Here is an 18,514-nt window from a genome sequence, read left to right as displayed (position 1 = left end):
GTTATTAAATTTTATAATTTATATGATACAAACTCACAATATCTTAATGCATCCTTAAACTCATCCTTTTCAATTTCAGTTAATTTTACCACATCTTTTCCTATTCTCTTGTCAATATTCACTGTTTTATTCAAATATGGATTAAAATATCTGATTATATAATTTTCACTATCTTCGGCTTTTTTAAAAACAGACATTATCGCCTCTGTATTTGAAAAATTATATAAACTGTATTTTTGAGGCAATGTTTTTTCTTCATCTCTATGCGAAAATATAAGTCTTCCATTTAAAAAATCAGAAAATTGGTAAACTGGAAATGGTGTTAAATATTCTTTTGCTATTTTAGCTACTTTTGCATTATCAAAATCACTTTCATAAAGATAAAGTGCAAAATTACATTCCAAATCTCCTATCAATTGTGCATCTGGTGTTTCCACAATTGTTTCCCCAGACGCTCTTCCTGGCCTGTACAGCAAATTCTCCCTTCCCATGTATCCAAAAGTTCTAAATAATGTCAATCTAATTTTATCAAAATTTTCTCCAATTATTTCATATTCTCTTATATTCTCTGTAATTACTGCACTTCCCTTGTCTTTATCAAAAAGAGTGACAAAACTTTGCATTGGTTCTATTGAAATTGGTTTTTCCTGCCATTTTTCCTTTTCCCATACTTCTAATTCCTTTAATTTCACCGGCCTTTGAATTATTCCAAATAATTGATCTGCTGTTGACATTTTACTTGCCACTTCAGTATCAAATACTACACAGACTCTATGTGAATAAACTTCATTTTTAAATTTTGCATTAAATCTTATAATTTCCTCATTTTTTCTCAACTCAATTTTTACATTATATTTTAATGTTTTTCCCTTTAATCCTTTTGCCCTTTGTTCCAAATTCTCTGGTACTTTTAACTCAAATTCCAAATTTAGTTCGTTATGTACACTGGATTTTATAGTTTGTACATCTAACAATTTTGCTTCAACCGACGAAATAATCATATCTTTTCGTGGAGGAGAATAATTATACGAATCACCATCATCTCCATTTTCTTCAAAAATCATCTGATTTTTACACTCTTTTTCATTTATTTTATTCAAAATTGTCAAAGTATTGTTATCTTCCAATGTTATTTTATATTTTTCATTTTCAATCACTTTTTCAGAAGTTTTTTTAATACTAAAATCCTGTTTTTCATCTAAAAGTTTCAAATAAAATCTGGAATATCCTAAAGATGGCACATCTTTCACACTTACTAATAATTCTGTCAAATAAACTTTTTCAGGTTTATATATTTTTTTTGATGGATTTAATGAAATACACTGATTTAAAACATAATCTGTCTGATCTATACTAGACAATACTTCATACTCCAACTCTTTTCCATCATTATTATAAATTTTAAATTTATATTCTGAAATATATGCTTTAACTCTCACAACTTCACTTTTATTGTATGGCAAAGGATTAAATACTGTAAAATTATATTCTTCCTTATTTTCAATTTTTTCTGAAATTAACCTCATATGTAAGTCAAGTAAATTCTCTGACAAATCTTTTGCCAATTTGTATCTAAACTTAACATCCTTATTTGTTGTATCACTGTTACATCCACCAATACTATCATGTGCAGCATTTTTAAACATTAATTTCCATATTTCTTCAACTTCCTTATGCGGATACTTATTACCTAAAGAATAAGAAATTGATAAAACTGGCTCTAATACATTTACTATAAAGTTTTCAATTTTGTTATTTTCCTGTTTTAAATCCATTCTTGTAGAAAATATAGTTTTGTGAATCCTACTATGTTTTGCTTCTGTCAGCTCACTTTCTAATTTTTCCAAATTATCCTTATTTTCAATACTTTTTTCCAGTTCATCAAAAAATAATTCAGGACTACTGATTTTATATTCTCTTTTACTATCCAATTTATTAAATTTTTCAATTAAATCAGGTAAATTTTTTCTTATTGGAGCCTGATCAAATCCATTTGGAAAATATATTAATCCAGTTGTAGATTTTTCTTCTAATTTTGAAATTTGGGTTTCTAAATATTCTTTTAAATCTTCTTTATTTTCAGGAATATTCCCGCCATAATAATATCCAAATGGTATCTGTTCAGCCAGCATTTCTGTACCATCACTTCCAATCCAAATAAATTCATTCTTTTTCAATCTGTTATCCGCAACACCTCTCCAGAATAAAAATCTGTCAATTCCAAATTGTTTATATATTTGTGGCATATTTGCACCTTGTCCAAAGGCATCAGGAACATAACCGATTTTCATACTATGCCCATATTCCTTTGCAATTCTTGACCCGTACAGCATATTTCTGACTATTGATTCTTGCGAAATAACCAATTGATCTGTCTGTGTGTACCAAGGGCCTATAAGAAATCTTTTTTCCTTTATCAATTTTTTTAATCGTTCTACATCCTCAGGGCAATATTTCACATAATCCTCAATTAATGAACTTTGAGCATCCATCAGAAAATATTTAAATTTCTCATTTTTTTCGAGTATATCCAATACTTCCCTTATATGATTTACCAAATAAACTGTTGATCTGGATGTTGTAAAATACCATTCCCTGTCCCAATGCGAATGTGGAATAACATGAACCTGTGTTTTATCCATAAATTTTCTTCCTTATACAATTATTTACGTCAATTTAGGATAACGCATACTCCTTCTAAATTTCTATCTCTTCAATTTCTATTTCCTCTGTTTCTGTATTTTCTGCTTCACTTCCAACCATTTCAGTTTCTCTAAAGTCAACCATTAAATTAGCCCCTATCGCTATAATCAATGCTCCTATAATTCCTCCAACTAAGTAAGCCCAGCCTTTTGATACTGTAAAGAAACCATACATTCCGCCTAATGGTGGCATTTTCACATTTGCACCAAGAAGAACAGTAATTGCAGCTCCTACCGCAGAAGCAATAACATTTAACGGAATTAATTTTGCAGGACTTACAAGCGTAAATGGTATTGCACCTTCCGTTATTCCAATAACTCCCATTACAATAGCGCCATTTCCTGCTTCCTTTAATGTGGCTGAATAATTATTCTTCTTAAGTAAAGTTGCCAAACCATATCCCAATGGAGGAATCCAAATCGCTACATTTATTATTATGCTTGGGAAATATACACCACTTATAAATAGAGCATTCCCAGCCATCCAGGCTGCCTTGTTTACAGGCCCTCCCAAGTCAAATCCTATCATAGCGCCTAATATCAGAGCCAGTATAACTGCATTTGTACTATTTTCACTCATTTTTGTAACCCAATTAATTAATGAAGTGTTTATATATCCTAATGGATCTCCTAAAATTAAAGCCATCAAAAGTCCCATTGCCCCCATTGTCAAAAGCGGCAAGATAATTAATGGAACAGCACTTGCAGCCGAACCTTTTATTACAATTTTTTCTTTCACTTTATTTGTTAGCCAGCCTGCAAAAAATCCTGCTATTACTGCTCCAATAAATCCCGCATTTGTCTGACTTGCCAAAGCTCCACCGACAAATCCTGAAGCTAAAGCTGGTTTCCCGGCAATCGAATTAGCTATATATCCCGCTAAAACTACATTCATAAGCCCAATTGCAGTCCAACCTACATTCTGAAATTTCCACAAATAATTAAAATATCCTGGTACTTTTGCAAAATCATCCAAATTGGAAACTCCTCCAGCAAATCCCAATAATTTTGCTACTGCAACAACTAATGATCCTCCTATTATCACTGGCAAAACATATGATATCCCCGACATTAGATGCGATTTCATCTCATTAAATTTTGTACTCATATTATTTTCCTCCCTGTTAGTTTATTTTTTATTCTATTTTTTTCCAATAACTGATACGATTTTATTTAAAACTGCTTCTGCATTTGATACACACTGATTAATCTTTACTTTTACAATTTTTTTCCCCTTAAATCTTTCTTCTCCCTCAATAGACTTATCCACAGCGAAAATCACAACATCTGCCTCTTTTATTTCACTTTCTGACAACTTATCAATTATCCCCATTGCTCCCTGCTGCTCAATTTTTACATTATGTCCCAATTTTTTTCCTGCCTTTTCCAATGCTTTTGCTGCCATTGGTGTATGTGCTAAACCAGCAATACAAGCTGAAACTCCCACTATTTTCATAACGCTACCTCCAAAATATTTTTTATATAGTTTAATAATTCATTTTCATCATTTATTTCCAATATTTTTTCCTTAAAATCATCTTCCAATAAATTTGTCGCAAGTGTAGATAAAATTTTTAAATATCCCACATTTGCTTCGTCTTCTGGAACTAATATTGGAAAAATCACTTTTACCTTGTATTCATCTTCAGATTCCCAATCTATCGGATTATTTAATTTTATTACAAATATTTTACTTTTTTTCACATTTTTACTTTTAGAATGAGGAATTGCAAATAAATCCTGTACAGCCGTAGAATACTCTTTTTCCCTCTTCCACAATTCCTGCTCCAATTTATCCTGATTTTCCACAATTCCCAATTCATATGCCTTCTTTGCAATAAAATTTATCACTTTATTTTTACTACTCAAGTTTCGATTCAAATAAATTTGATTTTTAGTCAACAACATAACATACACCTAGCCTTCTGAATTTATTATTTCTTCCAATTTTTCATATATCATTTCCTTATTTTTTTTCAAAATTATTACTCTGACTTCTTTTTCTAAAAGACTTTCTATTATCTTACTTATCATTTTCAATTCTAGTATTTCTTTTTTTATTTTTCTTTCCCTTGATACAATCAGAATTATCACTTTAACTCTTGAATTACTATTATCCCAAATAATTTCTTTTTTCAGTCTAAAAATTATTATTTGTTCTTTTAAAATATTTTTAGATTTCAAATGTGGAATAGCTATTTTGTTTTTTAAATTTGTATCTCCTGTCAATTCTCTATTTTCTATTTCGATACGAAATTTCTTTTTTGATTTTATTATTTTATTTTTATATAGTAATTCAGCTAATTCTTCAAAAATTTCATTTTTATTATCAAATTCTAAATTCAGTTTTATCATATCTTTTGTTAAAATTTTATCAAGTTTAAAATTAATTTCTTTAATTATTTCTTTTTCCTTCATTTTTTCTATTTCAACGTAATTCTTTTCATAATCTTGAATAATAAAGTTATTATTTAACAGTTTTACATCTTCTTCATTCAAAACACTACTCACATAAGCAACTGGTTTATTCATATTCTTTAGATGAATTGTCGAAATTATTAAATCCACATTATTTAAATTATAATTATTTTTCAAGTCATTTACTGAAAGCACATCCTTTACTTCCAATTCAGGAAAAATTTTTTGAATTCTATTTTTTAATAAATATGAAGTTCCAAATCCACTGGAACAAACTATAACTACATTTTTTATAATTTTCCTGCTCTCTAAAATTGCCTGAAAATAAATTGTTAAATAACTAATTTCATATTTTGAAATTTTTTTCATTTTATATTTTTCAATTATTCTGTTCATAATTTGATTTGTTACTTCATACATGTATGGAAATTCCTTTTTTATTTCTTCATACATCGAATTTTGAATTTTTATCTCATATTCCAGCCTATTAATCAATGCCTTTATATGTAAAGCTAAACTTCCATACAAATTTGAATTTTTTCTTAAATCAATTTTTGTAATTTCATAAAAATACTGTATTATGTCTTTTATAATATTTTTTACCTTTAATTTTATTTGCTTCATTAACTGTGAAACTTCCCAATCGCTCTCATCTTTGGAATTTCCAATTCCTGATGATACAAGATATTGATATATAAAATAAATCTCTTCCCCCGGCAATTTCACATCAAACTTTTTTAACAGTTCTTCACCCAATTCCTTTGAAATACTATATATATTTTGTTCACTTACTTCATAATTTTTCATTTCTGCCTTATCATACTTTATTACTCCATTTTTTATTCTTTCCAGTAATATTAATAAGTGTGTCAAAATATTAATATAATACGAATCTGCCAAAGTATAATTAAGTTTTTTCTCTACATTACTCAATAATTTCTCAATACTATAAATATCCTCTTTTTTAAATTGATAAGTTAATTCCTTTAAGGTTTCATCATCAATTCTATCCGAATTTATTTTTTCATCCTCCCTTAAACGTGTTGACATATTTATCAAATTGATTAATGCTTCCCGTATCTCTCTTTCATTCCCTGTAATCTTGCTTCCTTTTTTCCCCTTCTCCAACTTTAAATTATACTTTTTTATTTTTTTCTCTATATAATTTAAGTCATTCACAATAGAAGTTTTGCTAATATAATAAGATTTTGATAATTTTTCTATTGAAGTTGTTTTTGGAGAAATCTTTAGCAAATATGTTAATATTTTTATTCTACGTTCCTGTACCGAATATTTTTCCAAAATGTTCCTGTCATTTAGTATTTTTTCTCGTAATTCTGCCCGTTCTACTAAAGAAATATCTAATCTTATACCCTTTGATTTTATTTTTTCTATTTTTACATTATTTTCTATTATTTTTAATTCTCTGTATATTGTTTTTTTTGATAAAAATAAATCATTGGCAATTTTTTCTGTTGAAATAAATCCTTTTTTATTCAATAATATTTTTAATATTTCTTTTTGTCTATCAGATAAATGCTTTACCATAATCTTTACCTCTCAACTCTCTATAATATTATATACCTCATTTTTTTTCTAAAAAAAATACCAAAATTTGTCCATATTATGTGGACAAAACTGAACAAAACAAAAAAGAACAGCAAAACTTAAGTTCCACTGTCCTTAATTTTTATCCTTTTTTAGTTCTTTACTCAAACATCTGTTACATTTTCAGTTGTTAAAGTTCTTCGCTTTTCCCAATTCTTCATTCTAGTAAATAGCTCTAAATCCTATTCCTGCCCTTACATTATTTCCTTTAGTGTCATATCCTCCATTTACTGTCACTCCGAATCTTGTGTTGTCAACTCCAATGTTCAAGTCAAACTTACCATTTCCTCTTCTGTCTTCCTTTTCCCCTCTTATTCCGAACCAGTCTGCGCTTGTGTATCTTACTCTTCCTTCGTTGTTCTTGCTTGCCATCTTGCCTAATTCGTTTTCATAGGCGGCTGACAATCCCACTGTCAGGTTTGTTCTTACTGCAAGTGGCTGTACGTATCTGAATTCCATTCCGACTTCCGGCTTAACTGAGAAGTAGTCGTTCCCTTTTACTTCCAGTCTCATTTCCCCTCTGTCTTCCTTGATGTCATTGAATCTTCCGTATTCCATCTTCAATGCTCCGTATGGACGTAAATGTGTTCTTTCACTCATTCTTATGTCATATCCCAAGTCTGTCTTTAATGCCGCTCCATAAGAATGATAGTCAGATTTTGCCTGGAATACGTCATCTACAACCAGGTATCTACGTTTCATGTCATTGATACCTACGAATACATCTCCTCCGATTGTCCATTGCAATGCTCCATTGTAATCTTTCTTAGGTGACATTGTCTTAAAGATTCCTGCTTTAAGCTGAGTTTGATTTTCTCTTGAATGTCCTATATCCTTAAACTTGAATCTGTTTGTTACAGCTCCTGCATACCATCCGCTTGAGTTACCCATCTTGATTTTTTCATCTTCGTGAACATAAGCCACACCGTAGGCATTGCTTGTGTAGTTAATGATTCCAGCTGTATCAGTGTTGTACTCATCTCTTGCACCAAACACTTTAATCTTGTTGTTTTGCTTAGACGGATTTCTCCAGTCGTGTTTCAGGTATCTGAATTCCTTGTCCAGTATGTTTCCAGTTGCATTGATTCTTTGTTGAAGGTTTCCATATTGATGTCCCATCATTTCGTCGAATGCTTGGTACAATAATACTTCCTCGTTGTTTCCAATTCCATTTAATTTCTGGAATAACTGGTTTTCTCGTGAACCTAAGGCCTCTACTCCGTATCTCTGTTCCAGTCCATCTGTAAAATTATATGTATCTGTAATGTTTACAGGTGTTTCATCTTTTCCTGCCCAATCAGTGTAAGGTTTTTTCACAAGATATATTTTATTTATTTGGACGTGTCCTGGGAATGCACTCATACTGGCATCTATTATTGTGGCAGTTGCAGTCCAAGTAAGCGCTCCTGAATAAAAATTCCATTTATCTACTCTTCCATTACTTCTCATTGATTCATTATAAGGATCTATTATGTTTGGATCGTCTATTACTATTTCTTTGGATGTCGTTCTTCTTGCTGCTTCTGATCCAATTATCAAATCTGCCTCTTTTGTAAGGTTTTGAAGTCCAATTACCGGTATTGTGTACTCTGTTCCAGATGTATCCACATAAATTCCTATTGAACTTACATTTACATGTTTAGGTGCCGATATTACATTAAATTTAACAGGTTCTGGCTGCACAACTTTTCCATTTACTGTTATTGTTGCTTCTGGCGCATTTGGCTCAGCTGATATTGAAATAATATTTGGAAATGAAGATACTGGTTTTCCTGTTGAACTTTGCTCAAACACTTGAGTTTCAGCCGAACCTATACCACCTGTAACTTCTATTGTTCCTCTATTTATAATAGTTGAGCCTTTTAACAACACCCCCACACTGTTATCAGCATTTCTTATTAATATTTTACCACCTTGATTATCAAGCACGGAATCTTTACCAAGCACAACGCCTTTTACATCCTTCAGCCCATCAACAGTAGTTTGAATTGTACCTCTATTTATTACCCTTGCCCCTTCTTCTGCAAATATTCCAATTGCTCCATCAGATGCTAGATTTATAAAGGCTCCAGCCGCATTAGTTATAACTGTATTTGAACCAGCTCCATACATCCCTGTACTGTCTTTTCCTACTACATTTATTGTACCTGAATTTGTTATTCTTCCTTGATCATGTACAATATTATTTCCTGCTGAATCTTTTACAAGAAGATTTGTTCTAGGATCCCTTTCAAGATATCCAGCTGCCATTCCTACACTGTACAAAGTCCCTACTGGATCTAGCGGTTTTGTTGGGTCTTTTAAGTTTCCTGTTCTTGAATCAATAGGATTGTAATTTGGATTAGTACCACTTGATCCAACAGTTATTACTCCACCTGCTACATTATGTGCATCTCCAGATTTACTATACATTCCTATATTTCCCAAACCTGTCGCCATATTTATATGTCCACTGTTTTCTGAATGTCCTGCAGCATACACCCCGTAGTTTCTATTGCCATCAGATGTAATATTTCCTTTGCTATAAACTGTTCCTGCTGTGTCAGACGAATAAATGTATATATTATTATTGTGCAAATTTACATTTGAATTACTTTCTATCATATTATTGTTTCCAACATTTACAAATCCAAACGAATTATCAGCTAAATTTATATTTCCATAAGAATACACACTCTGTCCATTTCCTACCGTATAAACTCCGACTCCTTCATCAGTACCAACATTAAGCGTACTTCCTGTCAAAAGTTTAACTGTTCCGCCTTTAGAGTACACTCCTATTCCTTCTTTACCTACTGTTGTAACCGAGTTTGATCCAAGTTCAGCATCTAATCCATAAATTCCAACAGATTTATCTCCAGCTACTATATTTTTATTATTTACAGCTTTTCCAGAACCTGTTACAACTATACCTATATTAGGTTCTGAAGAATTTATAGAATCTGCAACATTAAGCACACCTTCATTTACAATGCTTCTTCCATCTCCTATTATGTTATACCCTTTTATAGTTGAAGCATTTATAGTTCCATAATTTGTCAAAGTACCGCCACCAGTTGCATATAGTGAAGCAATACCACCTGTAGTATTTGTTGCATTTACAACATCCACATCGACATAATTTTTTGCATCAGGAATTCCGCTTTCTCCAGCAAGACTTCCTCCAAATGCCAGTCCCGCACCTTTTCCTGTGCCAGAACCATTATATTTATATTCAAATTTCCCAGGTCCATTTATAGTCGAAGTATTCCCTTTTACATAAACACCTGCACCTTCTTCTTTTGTTTCAATGCCATAATTTGTAAGTAAATTAACATTTGAATTTTGTGCATATACTCCTGTCCCTGTCGCTCCTGTAACTATATCAGAACTTCCATTTCCAGTAAGGTTTACTGTTCCGCCATGTAATGGATTTCCGCCAGCCGTCTTAGGAGTTGCTGTAACAATTATTCCAACACCTCTATCACCAAGAGTAATGTTATTTTTATTATTTATAATCACCCTGCTTCTATCAACTTCATCTGCTCTGTTATTTTGTGCCAGTATTCCGATTGGATTTGCCATTCCTGTTGTTACAAGAGTCCCTTCATTAGTGATTTCAATTGCCGTTTGAGTATTTCCTGACTTATCTGTTCCATAATCTAAAAGATGCGTTGTATCAGCCGTCACTTTTGCCGCAATAGCTGCTCCTGAATCTGTTACAGTTATTGTCCCACCAGCTTCATTCACAAGTTTACTTCCATTAGTTCCATAAATTCCAGCTCCCTGATTTACAGTAACATTTCCACCAGATTTATTCAATACTGTTCCATAACTTACATTCATTCCAGCAATATTAGCAGCCGCTGTTCCTCCTGTATTATTTACAGTTCCATAATTATAGTAGGCAGTTTCTGCATTTGATGTGGCATTTTTGTTAGATCCCATTGAAAGCCCCTGAATATTGACATCCAAAGCCGTCGTAGCATTAACAGTCTGAGTGGGAGCTATTGTTATTCTTGATCTTTCAGCAGTTATGGCATTAAATCCATCGCTGGTATAAGGCGTTGCCGTCAAATTAATTGCAGCATTAGTATTATTGCTTCCTGGAACTGTACTTGTAGTATCCAGTGTTATATCAGAATTTTCAAACACAGTTTTTACAAATGGATTCGGATTGCTTGAATCATAGTTAATAATTCCATTAAAGCCTAGTCCGCTTGCCAAATCCTGAGTGCTTCCATTCCAAATAACATTTGATTTATTATTAAATACCCCAAATGTAACCTTATCCCCAACTATCTTATATTTTACTTTTCCCATATTAAAATATTTTGTTGTTGTTCCAGAAGGCGTTGCAGTTTGAGAATAAAATTTAGTATCAGAAGTATCAGGAATAATCAATCCATTATGCATTTCTATTTCTGTATTGGCATTAAAATTAATTTTCCCTCCACCACTAGCATAAAATGGAGTTGTACTGTCATGGCTTCCACCTTGTGCCGCTGTACGGCGAGTATTTGTGTCGCTATCAATATAATCAATATCTTCAACTTTTATTTTCGTTATTCCTCCTATATTCACTACCCCTTTGTCAAATGCTGCAAGTCCTCCAGTTCTTCCTGCTCTAATTGTATTGTTTGCACCATTTAAATTTACAACGGAATCCTCTCCTGTAGCAAGCGCTCCTATACCATTAATTTCAGCCGTTCCATTAATATCAATGTGTCCTTTATTTTTAGCCAATCCCCCTATATTCTTATAAATATACGGTACTGTCTTATCATCATTTGAAACCCATTCGTCAACAGCTGTTATTTTCCCCGTTGTTTCTACTTTCGATACTGTAGATTTGTTATTAGTGTCATATCCTTCCGCAAATGCTATTATTGAACCAAATCCTTTAGCATCTGTTGTTCCCTTAGCACTAACTAATCCTCCATCTTTTGCAAGATAAGCAATCGGGTTTATTCCAGTTTCATTACCATTTGCATCAACACCTGTTTTCAAGTATCTCGCCGAAAGTTCGACATTAGCACCAATATTAATTTCACTTGGTTTCCCTTTAAGATTCCCCGCTGTAGCAGTACTCATACTGTGTTTACTATTATCCCAAACACCATTTGAATAAGCAATAATAGTTCCAGTTGCCGCTTCATTTACAGAATCATCAGCTGAAATTTTTCCAGCTCCCGATGCCCCTATCACTCCTATTGAGGCAACATTTCCATTATCTTTTATATCAGTTGACAATGTTGTTATTATTTCTTTGTTATTTGTGCTCATTGCCACATCCATTACAGTTCCATATTCAGAAGCAAACATAATTCCACTCTTGGAATATTTTCCAAATTTAATATCCACGTCATTTATTTGCAAAGAATGTATCTTATCCTTATCAAAAATATTTAATGCTGCCATATCATCAGAAGGAGTTATACCTTTTCTTTGCCCCGATCTTGCAAATACTCCAACATTTGTCTCAACATATTGATTATCTCCACCTATTTTATTACCACCATATGTAGTTCCGACTGTATCTGTCTGATTTTCGCTGCCACTTGCAGTATTTCTACGTTTATTCCCAATAACTGCTTTTGCAGCAATTTCTCCCTGATAAATTCCTACGACTGATTCTTTCCAACTATTTTTATTGTTAGCATTTGATGTACGATCTGTAAATGGATCTCCATCTATATTTGTCTTATTACCAAAGTATAAAATTATATTGTCATCTCCATAAGATTGAACATATGATGATAAATTAATATATGGTATCATGTCTTTTGCTGAAGGACCAGACTTAACAGTTGTAGTTCCGTTTAAAGTATACTTATAATCTGATCCAATTTTTACTTTGTTTGTTCCATTATCGTATACTTCTCCGTATAATCCTGCTCCATAATTTGGCGAATACCCATATCCTGAGTACACCATATTACCTTGACCTTCAATTATATAATTTCCATTACTTGTTATTCCAAAACTCCCTTGTACTCCAAGAGCAGAATAAATAATATTTTTTGTAGCATTTTCTGGTATTGTAACATCTACATTTCCTTCAAATGTTCCTCTTTTATTAGCTGCTCCTGCCCTAACTGTAGTAAAATTTGTTGAAGAGCTTGATATTCCAGAATTATGTAAAACCAAAGTTTCCCATGCCGCAGGATAAATAAGAAATACTGTATTGTCTGTCCCTTTAAGCTTAACAGTTACATTCTCATACGAATTATGTCCTGCATGCCAAGTTTCTATTGAATGAAATGCAGCTCTACCATATAAATTGGCGGTAATATTAGCTAATTTACCATCGGCTACAGAATGTATTCCTATCTGCCCAGCTACTTTATTTCCACTTCCTACATTTCGTGTTCCATCACTGCTTCCAGCTAAATGTAATGTCACACCATTTGCATCATTACTATACAAAAAACCTGGTCCACCTGCATTACTTGAATTATTTATATAAATTACTTGAGCAGGTCTTGCTTCATCAGTGAAATTTCCAGCATGGTCTACTCCAGCATAATATGTGCGATTTCCTCCAGAACGTCTAGAATCCCCATTTATCCAGCTATTACTATTTCCACATCCTGTGAAACAGTAATCAACAAAAGGACTTGCATTTGGTTCTGGCAAGTTTGGATTTACATTTGGTGCTGTCGGTTCCACAATTTTTATTGGTTTTGGCGGTTTTATTGCTATATTCGGTGTTGTTGGATTTGGCTCTGTCATTGTGGGAGTTATTACATTTAAAGGATTCTTTAATACTACTCTCGGAATTATTGCTACTTCTGCCTTAGCACTTACTAATGGTTCCTGTTCACGTGTATTGCTGATTAAACCATAACTTGTTTGTGCCAAACCCGTTGAAGGTAATTTTTTGTACTGATTACTTAGTGGAGATGTATTTCTTACAAATACGTCATTACTTCTAGTATATACTCCTTCATAAGGATATTTCGCCTGCTTGTCTCCTCTTCCCTTATAAGTTCCATTCCAGTTATTATTAAAATAATTTATGCCGTATTGCCAGCTGCTCCAAGGACTTTTTATAACATGGTCCCCTTGTTCCATTAATTGAATCAATTCCAAAGTTATATATTTTATTAATTTATTATTTTCTGTTCTTGTTTTTTTCAAAGTTTTTTGTATATCCTGCATTGATGTGGAAATTGCATATTTTTGATTTTCCATACTTGAATCAACCTTTGATGCCGCAGGAAACAAATTACCAGCAGTAAATATTATTCCAGCAATTAAAAATACAATCAATGCAGATTCTGTGTATTTAAAATTTTTACATCTTTTTGCAAATGAACGTAAACTTTTTTTTACTTGTTTAAGATTATTTTTCATTTTTTCTCCTTACAAAAATATTTTTTATATTTAACTGAGCCTTTTTTAAATTGAATAGTTAGAATTGTCTTGATTTTTAAGTTTCATTTTAAATGGACTTTAATAAATTTTATATTTCAATGTATATTATACCATAAAAAATAAGTAAAGCAACTTTTATTACAATTTTTTTAGTCTATTTTTAAAAATCCAAATAAAAAATACAAAAATAAACAAAAAAGACTAGAAAAATCTAGCCTAATTTCATCTGCTCCTAAGTAACCTCTTCCCACATTATTCCACTATCTTCATCCCCTTCTCCTTCAATTCTCCAGCGTATTTCTGCGCCGTCGTATAATCAGTAATAATTACAAGCTGGCTTCCGCTCTGAATCAATGTATCTCCACGTGCAATGCTGTCCTTTCCAGCTTTACGCACACTCACAATCAGCAGTTTCTCTGGTAAATGCAATTCTTTCACTGTCTTATTGTCAAATTCTGAATTTGCGCCCACTGGAATTAAAAGAGTAACTATCTTGTCTTCCAAATTTTTTCTGTTTGATTTCACGCCAATATCAATTTTTTTGTTTTTCCACCATTTTTCAAGTATTTCCAGTCTTCTGGCACGTTTTTCATTTTCACTGTTTTCTTTATCTTCTGCCAAAATCTGTTTGTGAAACATATTGAAATAAAGCCGTTCGTAAATTGGCTCCATTTTCAGTAATTCTGTAAAAATATAAGTTATTGTACAGACAATTATTAACATATACAAATATGAAAAGTTTCCAGTCATTTCCAGAATCAATGTAATTCCTGTGATTGGCGCTCTTACAACAGCTGTAAAATAAGCCGCCATTCCCAATAGCATAAAATGCACGATTATTTCATTTGGAATTGCAAAGTATTGACTTAACACTACCCCATATACTTTTCCTGTCAAAGCCCCTATTACAAGCATCGGCAAGAAAATTCCCCCTGGTGCTCCTGTTGCATAGCAAAGCATTGTATAAAAGAATTTTAGAACTAAAATTATAAGAAGTGTTCTAAGAAGCACATTTTTACCAAACATCTCCTCAATAAGCTCATGCCCTCCACCTGTTATATCGCTAAAAAATACCGCTATAATATAAGCCATTATCATAAATAGCGCCATTTTCACATATTTATTCAGTTTTATTTTTCTGTAACGTCTTTGAATAAGCAGCAAAAAATAGCTGAACGCCTTTCCAGTAATTGTGATTATAATACAGAAAATAACTGTTATAAGTGCAAATATATAATATGGTATGTCTTTTGGAAGTATAAAATTGTATTGAAAGGAAGTTTGTGAGCCTAAAATCATTCTGGAAACAAAATTTGAAGTTCCACTTGCCACAAGAGTACAGATTAATAATAATGGCGAGAAAAATTTGTGAAGCTCTTCAAGGGAAAAAATTACTCCTGCAAGCGGTGCGTTAAATGTTGATGAAATCCCGGCACTTGCCCCACATGTCACTAAATATTTTTCTTCCACTTCTGAACGCTTTGCAACTTCCTTCACTCCAGAACCAATCAAGGCTCCCAGATGCACCGAAGGCCCTTCACGCCCCATAGACATTCCAGCCCCAATTGCCAAAATTCCTCCCACAAATTTTGTAAGCAGCTCCCCAAACCATTTGAATTTCACTTTTTTAGTAAGCAGCCCGCTAACCTGAGGAATTCCACTCCCGCTGATTAACGGATATTTTGACAGCATAAACTGCACTGCCATTCCCATCAGGATAAAAATAGTGATCCCGATAACTATTTTTGGAAATTCAAGATTTGTTGTAAAAAATTCCCGAAATATTGACATTTTTTTTAATAAAAGTGTATAAGTTCCAACAATTATTCCTGAAAAAATTCCCACAAGAAAACATAAAAATATCAATACCACATTATTTCGACTTGACTTTAATGAATTTATATCTCTTAATTCATGTAAAACATCTTTTGCCAATTTATTTTTCTCCTCTCTAAAAAATTTTCTTTGTTCTATAAAGCCACTATTTTATTAATGGTAATTCCCGTAATAATTTTGCTAGTTTAATTGCAGCCCAAGGCAAATGTTCGGTAATTCCAAGCCCAATTAAATTAAAATTATCATTAACATCATTTATCAATTTTGAAACAGTGGATATTTTAGCCCCGACAGGAAATTCGTGCTTATATTTATCAAATATTTCAGGTTCTGCAAAATACTGTGAATTAAATTCATACAAATCCAAAACATCCAAGTCAAAATGGACTATCACATTTTTTATCTCACGATTTTTCAACTCTTTCACAATTTTATCTCCATTTTTTTGAAATTCTTCTGTCGTAAAATTTTTAAAATTATACTTCTTGTAAACAACTCTGTCAAACTCCCGAGAATCATCAATTCCAGCAAATATCACATTTTCAGGTTTTACTTTCGTAGTTACCAAATTGTCAATATCCTTATCAGCTCCTCCAAGTAGACTTGCTAAAACCATTGCATGAAAATTCTTCCAATTATCTGCTGTCGTAGTAACGTCAGGATGTGCATCAATCCACAAAATCGCAGTTTTTTCATTTTTATACTTTTCCAGTAAATATCCAAACGGAGCCAATTCCACACTGCAATCTCCACCAAAAACCACAATTTTATCAGGATTCTTTTCATTCAAAATCTCAAATGTTTTTTTATATTGCTTTAACAAAGTATCCTTTGCTACAATCCCATCTTTCATTTCATTGTTTGCAGGTTCTTTATCCACTGGAACTTCCACAGTTTCATCTTCCGACTCAGGTGCCAGCCAATTAAGAAGTTTTGCACCAAAAAAATATTGTTCCCGATTTCCACCTTGCCATTGCGGAATTAATAATCTTAAAGTTTTATTCATTTAACTTCACTCTCTTTTCATATTAAAGTTATTTTTTAAATTTTTAAAAATATTTCTCCATATTAAAATAAAAAAATCTACCTTCTTTATCAATTAAAAAACCAGAAATTTCCATTTCCTCAGATAATTTTTCCATAATTTCATAAAATTTATGGGGAGTCTGGTTATATAGCCCTGTCGAAATAATATCACCAAAAAAGGCATTTTCTGTAATTACTCCAACTTGCTTATTTTGAGATGGAAAGCCTGTTTTGGGGCTTATGATATGTCCATATTTTTTGTTATTTATCAAAAGATATGTGTTTTTCTGATTGGAAGTTGAATAACTTTTATTTTTTATTTTTATTTCAAATAAATCATTGTATTTATTGTATTTATCATCGCCAGTATATTTATTCTGCGCTATTTTAACTGGCATGCCTTTTTCATTTCGTATTATTTCCCTTTCCTCTTCAGGATTTTCGACGATAATTCCCCATTCATCAATGGCAATGATGCTACTCCCTCCAGCATTGACAATTGCGTCCTTTATCCCAATATTTCTCATTTCCTGAGCTATTTTTTCTATTGCGTATGCCTTTATAAATGAACCTGTTATAATTTCCTGGCTTTTTTCAATTTTTACCCGTTTTTTCTTTTTATCAATAATTATTTTTTTATAATCCACAAGTTTTCTAGCTTTTTTTATTTCTTCTAAAGGCGGCAAAATGGGATTTTGTTTATAAAATCCCCAAAGCCTTATGAGAGGCATTATTGTAATGTCGTACTCTCCACCGATAACATTTGACAAATGAATAATTTTACTCAAAATATTTATAGTTTCATCATCCACTCTTACAAAATGCCCACTATTTTTATTTATTTTATCAATGTATGAATTTTCGGCATAAGAATTATACTTTTCATTCACATCTTCCAAAATTCCAAACAGCCTGTCAAAAACAGAATCATCATAGATTTCAGGTATTTTTATTTTTATATCCGAATGAAACAAAAAGCGCACTTGAACCTTATACATCATATTTCCCCACCTGCACTTATTCAACTGTTAATTTGTTTCACTGGAAGAAGATGTGCTTTCGCTTGATTTATCCTCTGTTGCACTTTTTTTCTTTTCTGATTTTGGATTATTAAGTTTATATTGATTTTCAACATTTTTATTTGTTTCAATTTTTAATTTTCCAGCATCTTTTTGCTTCTGTTCAGGTTTTGCAGCCTGTTTCTGATTTTTTGGATTTTCTTTTTTCTTTGCATCATTTCCAGTTGACAACGTTGCACGTTCGCTATTCTTGCCTTCAGTTGCCATATTCTGATTTGTATCAGTATTTGACTTATTTTGTGCTTTTTCAGATGGAACTGGCTGTAACTGGGATTGTGGAACAGACTTTACTTCTGCCATGACTTCATTATTTTGAACATTCTGATTTGCATTATTTCCAGAAGATGAAGTTGCTTTTTCACTATTTTTCCCTTCAACTGCCGTTTTTCCCTTGTTATTCTTCATAAACTGCGTATAATTTCCAAAAGCAATTAACATAACTGCTCCCAAAAATAATAGCACCTTTTTTTTATTGCTCATTATTTT

The 18,514-nt window shown here is 32.0% G+C and carries 10 protein-coding genes; all 10 read right to left on the bottom strand.

The window, feature by feature from the left end:
* Positions 1 to 11: 11 nt before the first annotated feature.
* Positions 12 to 2,642 (bottom strand): mannosylglycerate hydrolase, encoded by a 2,631-nt coding sequence (gene mngB / locus HW275_RS08915; protein WP_178936190.1) that lies wholly within the window; start codon positions 2,640 to 2,642, stop codon positions 12 to 14.
* Positions 2,643 to 2,697: 55 nt separating this feature from the next.
* Positions 2,698 to 3,810, bottom strand: coding sequence for a PTS fructose transporter subunit IIC (locus HW275_RS08910; protein WP_178936189.1), 1,113 nt, complete (start codon positions 3,808 to 3,810; stop codon positions 2,698 to 2,700).
* A gap of 33 nt (positions 3,811 to 3,843) precedes the next feature.
* On the bottom strand, positions 3,844 to 4,158 hold the full coding sequence (locus HW275_RS08905; protein WP_178936188.1) for a PTS fructose transporter subunit IIB: 315 nt from the start codon (positions 4,156 to 4,158) through the stop codon (positions 3,844 to 3,846).
* Complete coding sequence (locus tag HW275_RS08900; RefSeq protein WP_178936187.1) at positions 4,155 to 4,610, bottom strand: PTS sugar transporter subunit IIA; 456 nt, start codon at positions 4,608 to 4,610, stop codon at positions 4,155 to 4,157. Before HW275_RS08900 ends, HW275_RS08905 begins: the two co-directional genes overlap by 4 nt.
* Positions 4,611 to 4,619: 9 nt before the next feature.
* Positions 4,620 to 6,668, bottom strand: a complete 2,049-nt coding sequence (locus HW275_RS08895) for a transcription antiterminator (RefSeq protein WP_178936186.1) — start codon at positions 6,666 to 6,668, stop codon at positions 4,620 to 4,622.
* A 222-nt stretch (positions 6,669 to 6,890) separates the two neighbouring features.
* The gene (locus tag HW275_RS08890; RefSeq protein ID WP_178936185.1) at positions 6,891 to 14,066 is read right to left on the bottom strand and encodes an autotransporter-associated N-terminal domain-containing protein; all 7,176 of its coding nucleotides are present in this window, start codon (positions 14,064 to 14,066) and stop codon (positions 6,891 to 6,893) included.
* A gap of 273 nt (positions 14,067 to 14,339) precedes the next feature.
* Positions 14,340 to 16,022 carry a ClC family H(+)/Cl(-) exchange transporter gene (locus HW275_RS08885; RefSeq protein WP_178936184.1) on the bottom strand — a complete coding sequence of 561 codons (1,683 nt, stop codon included), beginning with the start codon at positions 16,020 to 16,022 and terminating at the stop codon, positions 14,340 to 14,342.
* Positions 16,023 to 16,068: 46 nt separating this feature from the next.
* Complete coding sequence (locus HW275_RS08880) at positions 16,069 to 16,929, bottom strand: arginase family protein (protein ID WP_178936183.1); 861 nt, start codon at positions 16,927 to 16,929, stop codon at positions 16,069 to 16,071.
* Between the two features lie 43 nt (positions 16,930 to 16,972).
* Entirely contained in the window at positions 16,973 to 17,950 is a 978-nt protein-coding gene (locus HW275_RS08875; RefSeq protein WP_178936182.1) for an FAD:protein FMN transferase, read from the bottom strand.
* Between the two features lie 27 nt (positions 17,951 to 17,977).
* Positions 17,978 to 18,508 carry a hypothetical protein gene (locus HW275_RS08870; protein WP_178936181.1) on the bottom strand — a complete coding sequence of 177 codons (531 nt, stop codon included), beginning with the start codon at positions 18,506 to 18,508 and terminating at the stop codon, positions 17,978 to 17,980.
* Between the last annotated feature and the right edge of the window lie 6 nt (positions 18,509 to 18,514).

Origin of the sequence: Leptotrichia sp. oral taxon 223 (assembly GCF_013394795.1) — a bacterium.
Lineage (GTDB): Bacteria > Fusobacteriota > Fusobacteriia > Fusobacteriales > Leptotrichiaceae > Leptotrichia.
This window is presented reverse-complemented; position numbering and strand designations above follow the sequence as displayed.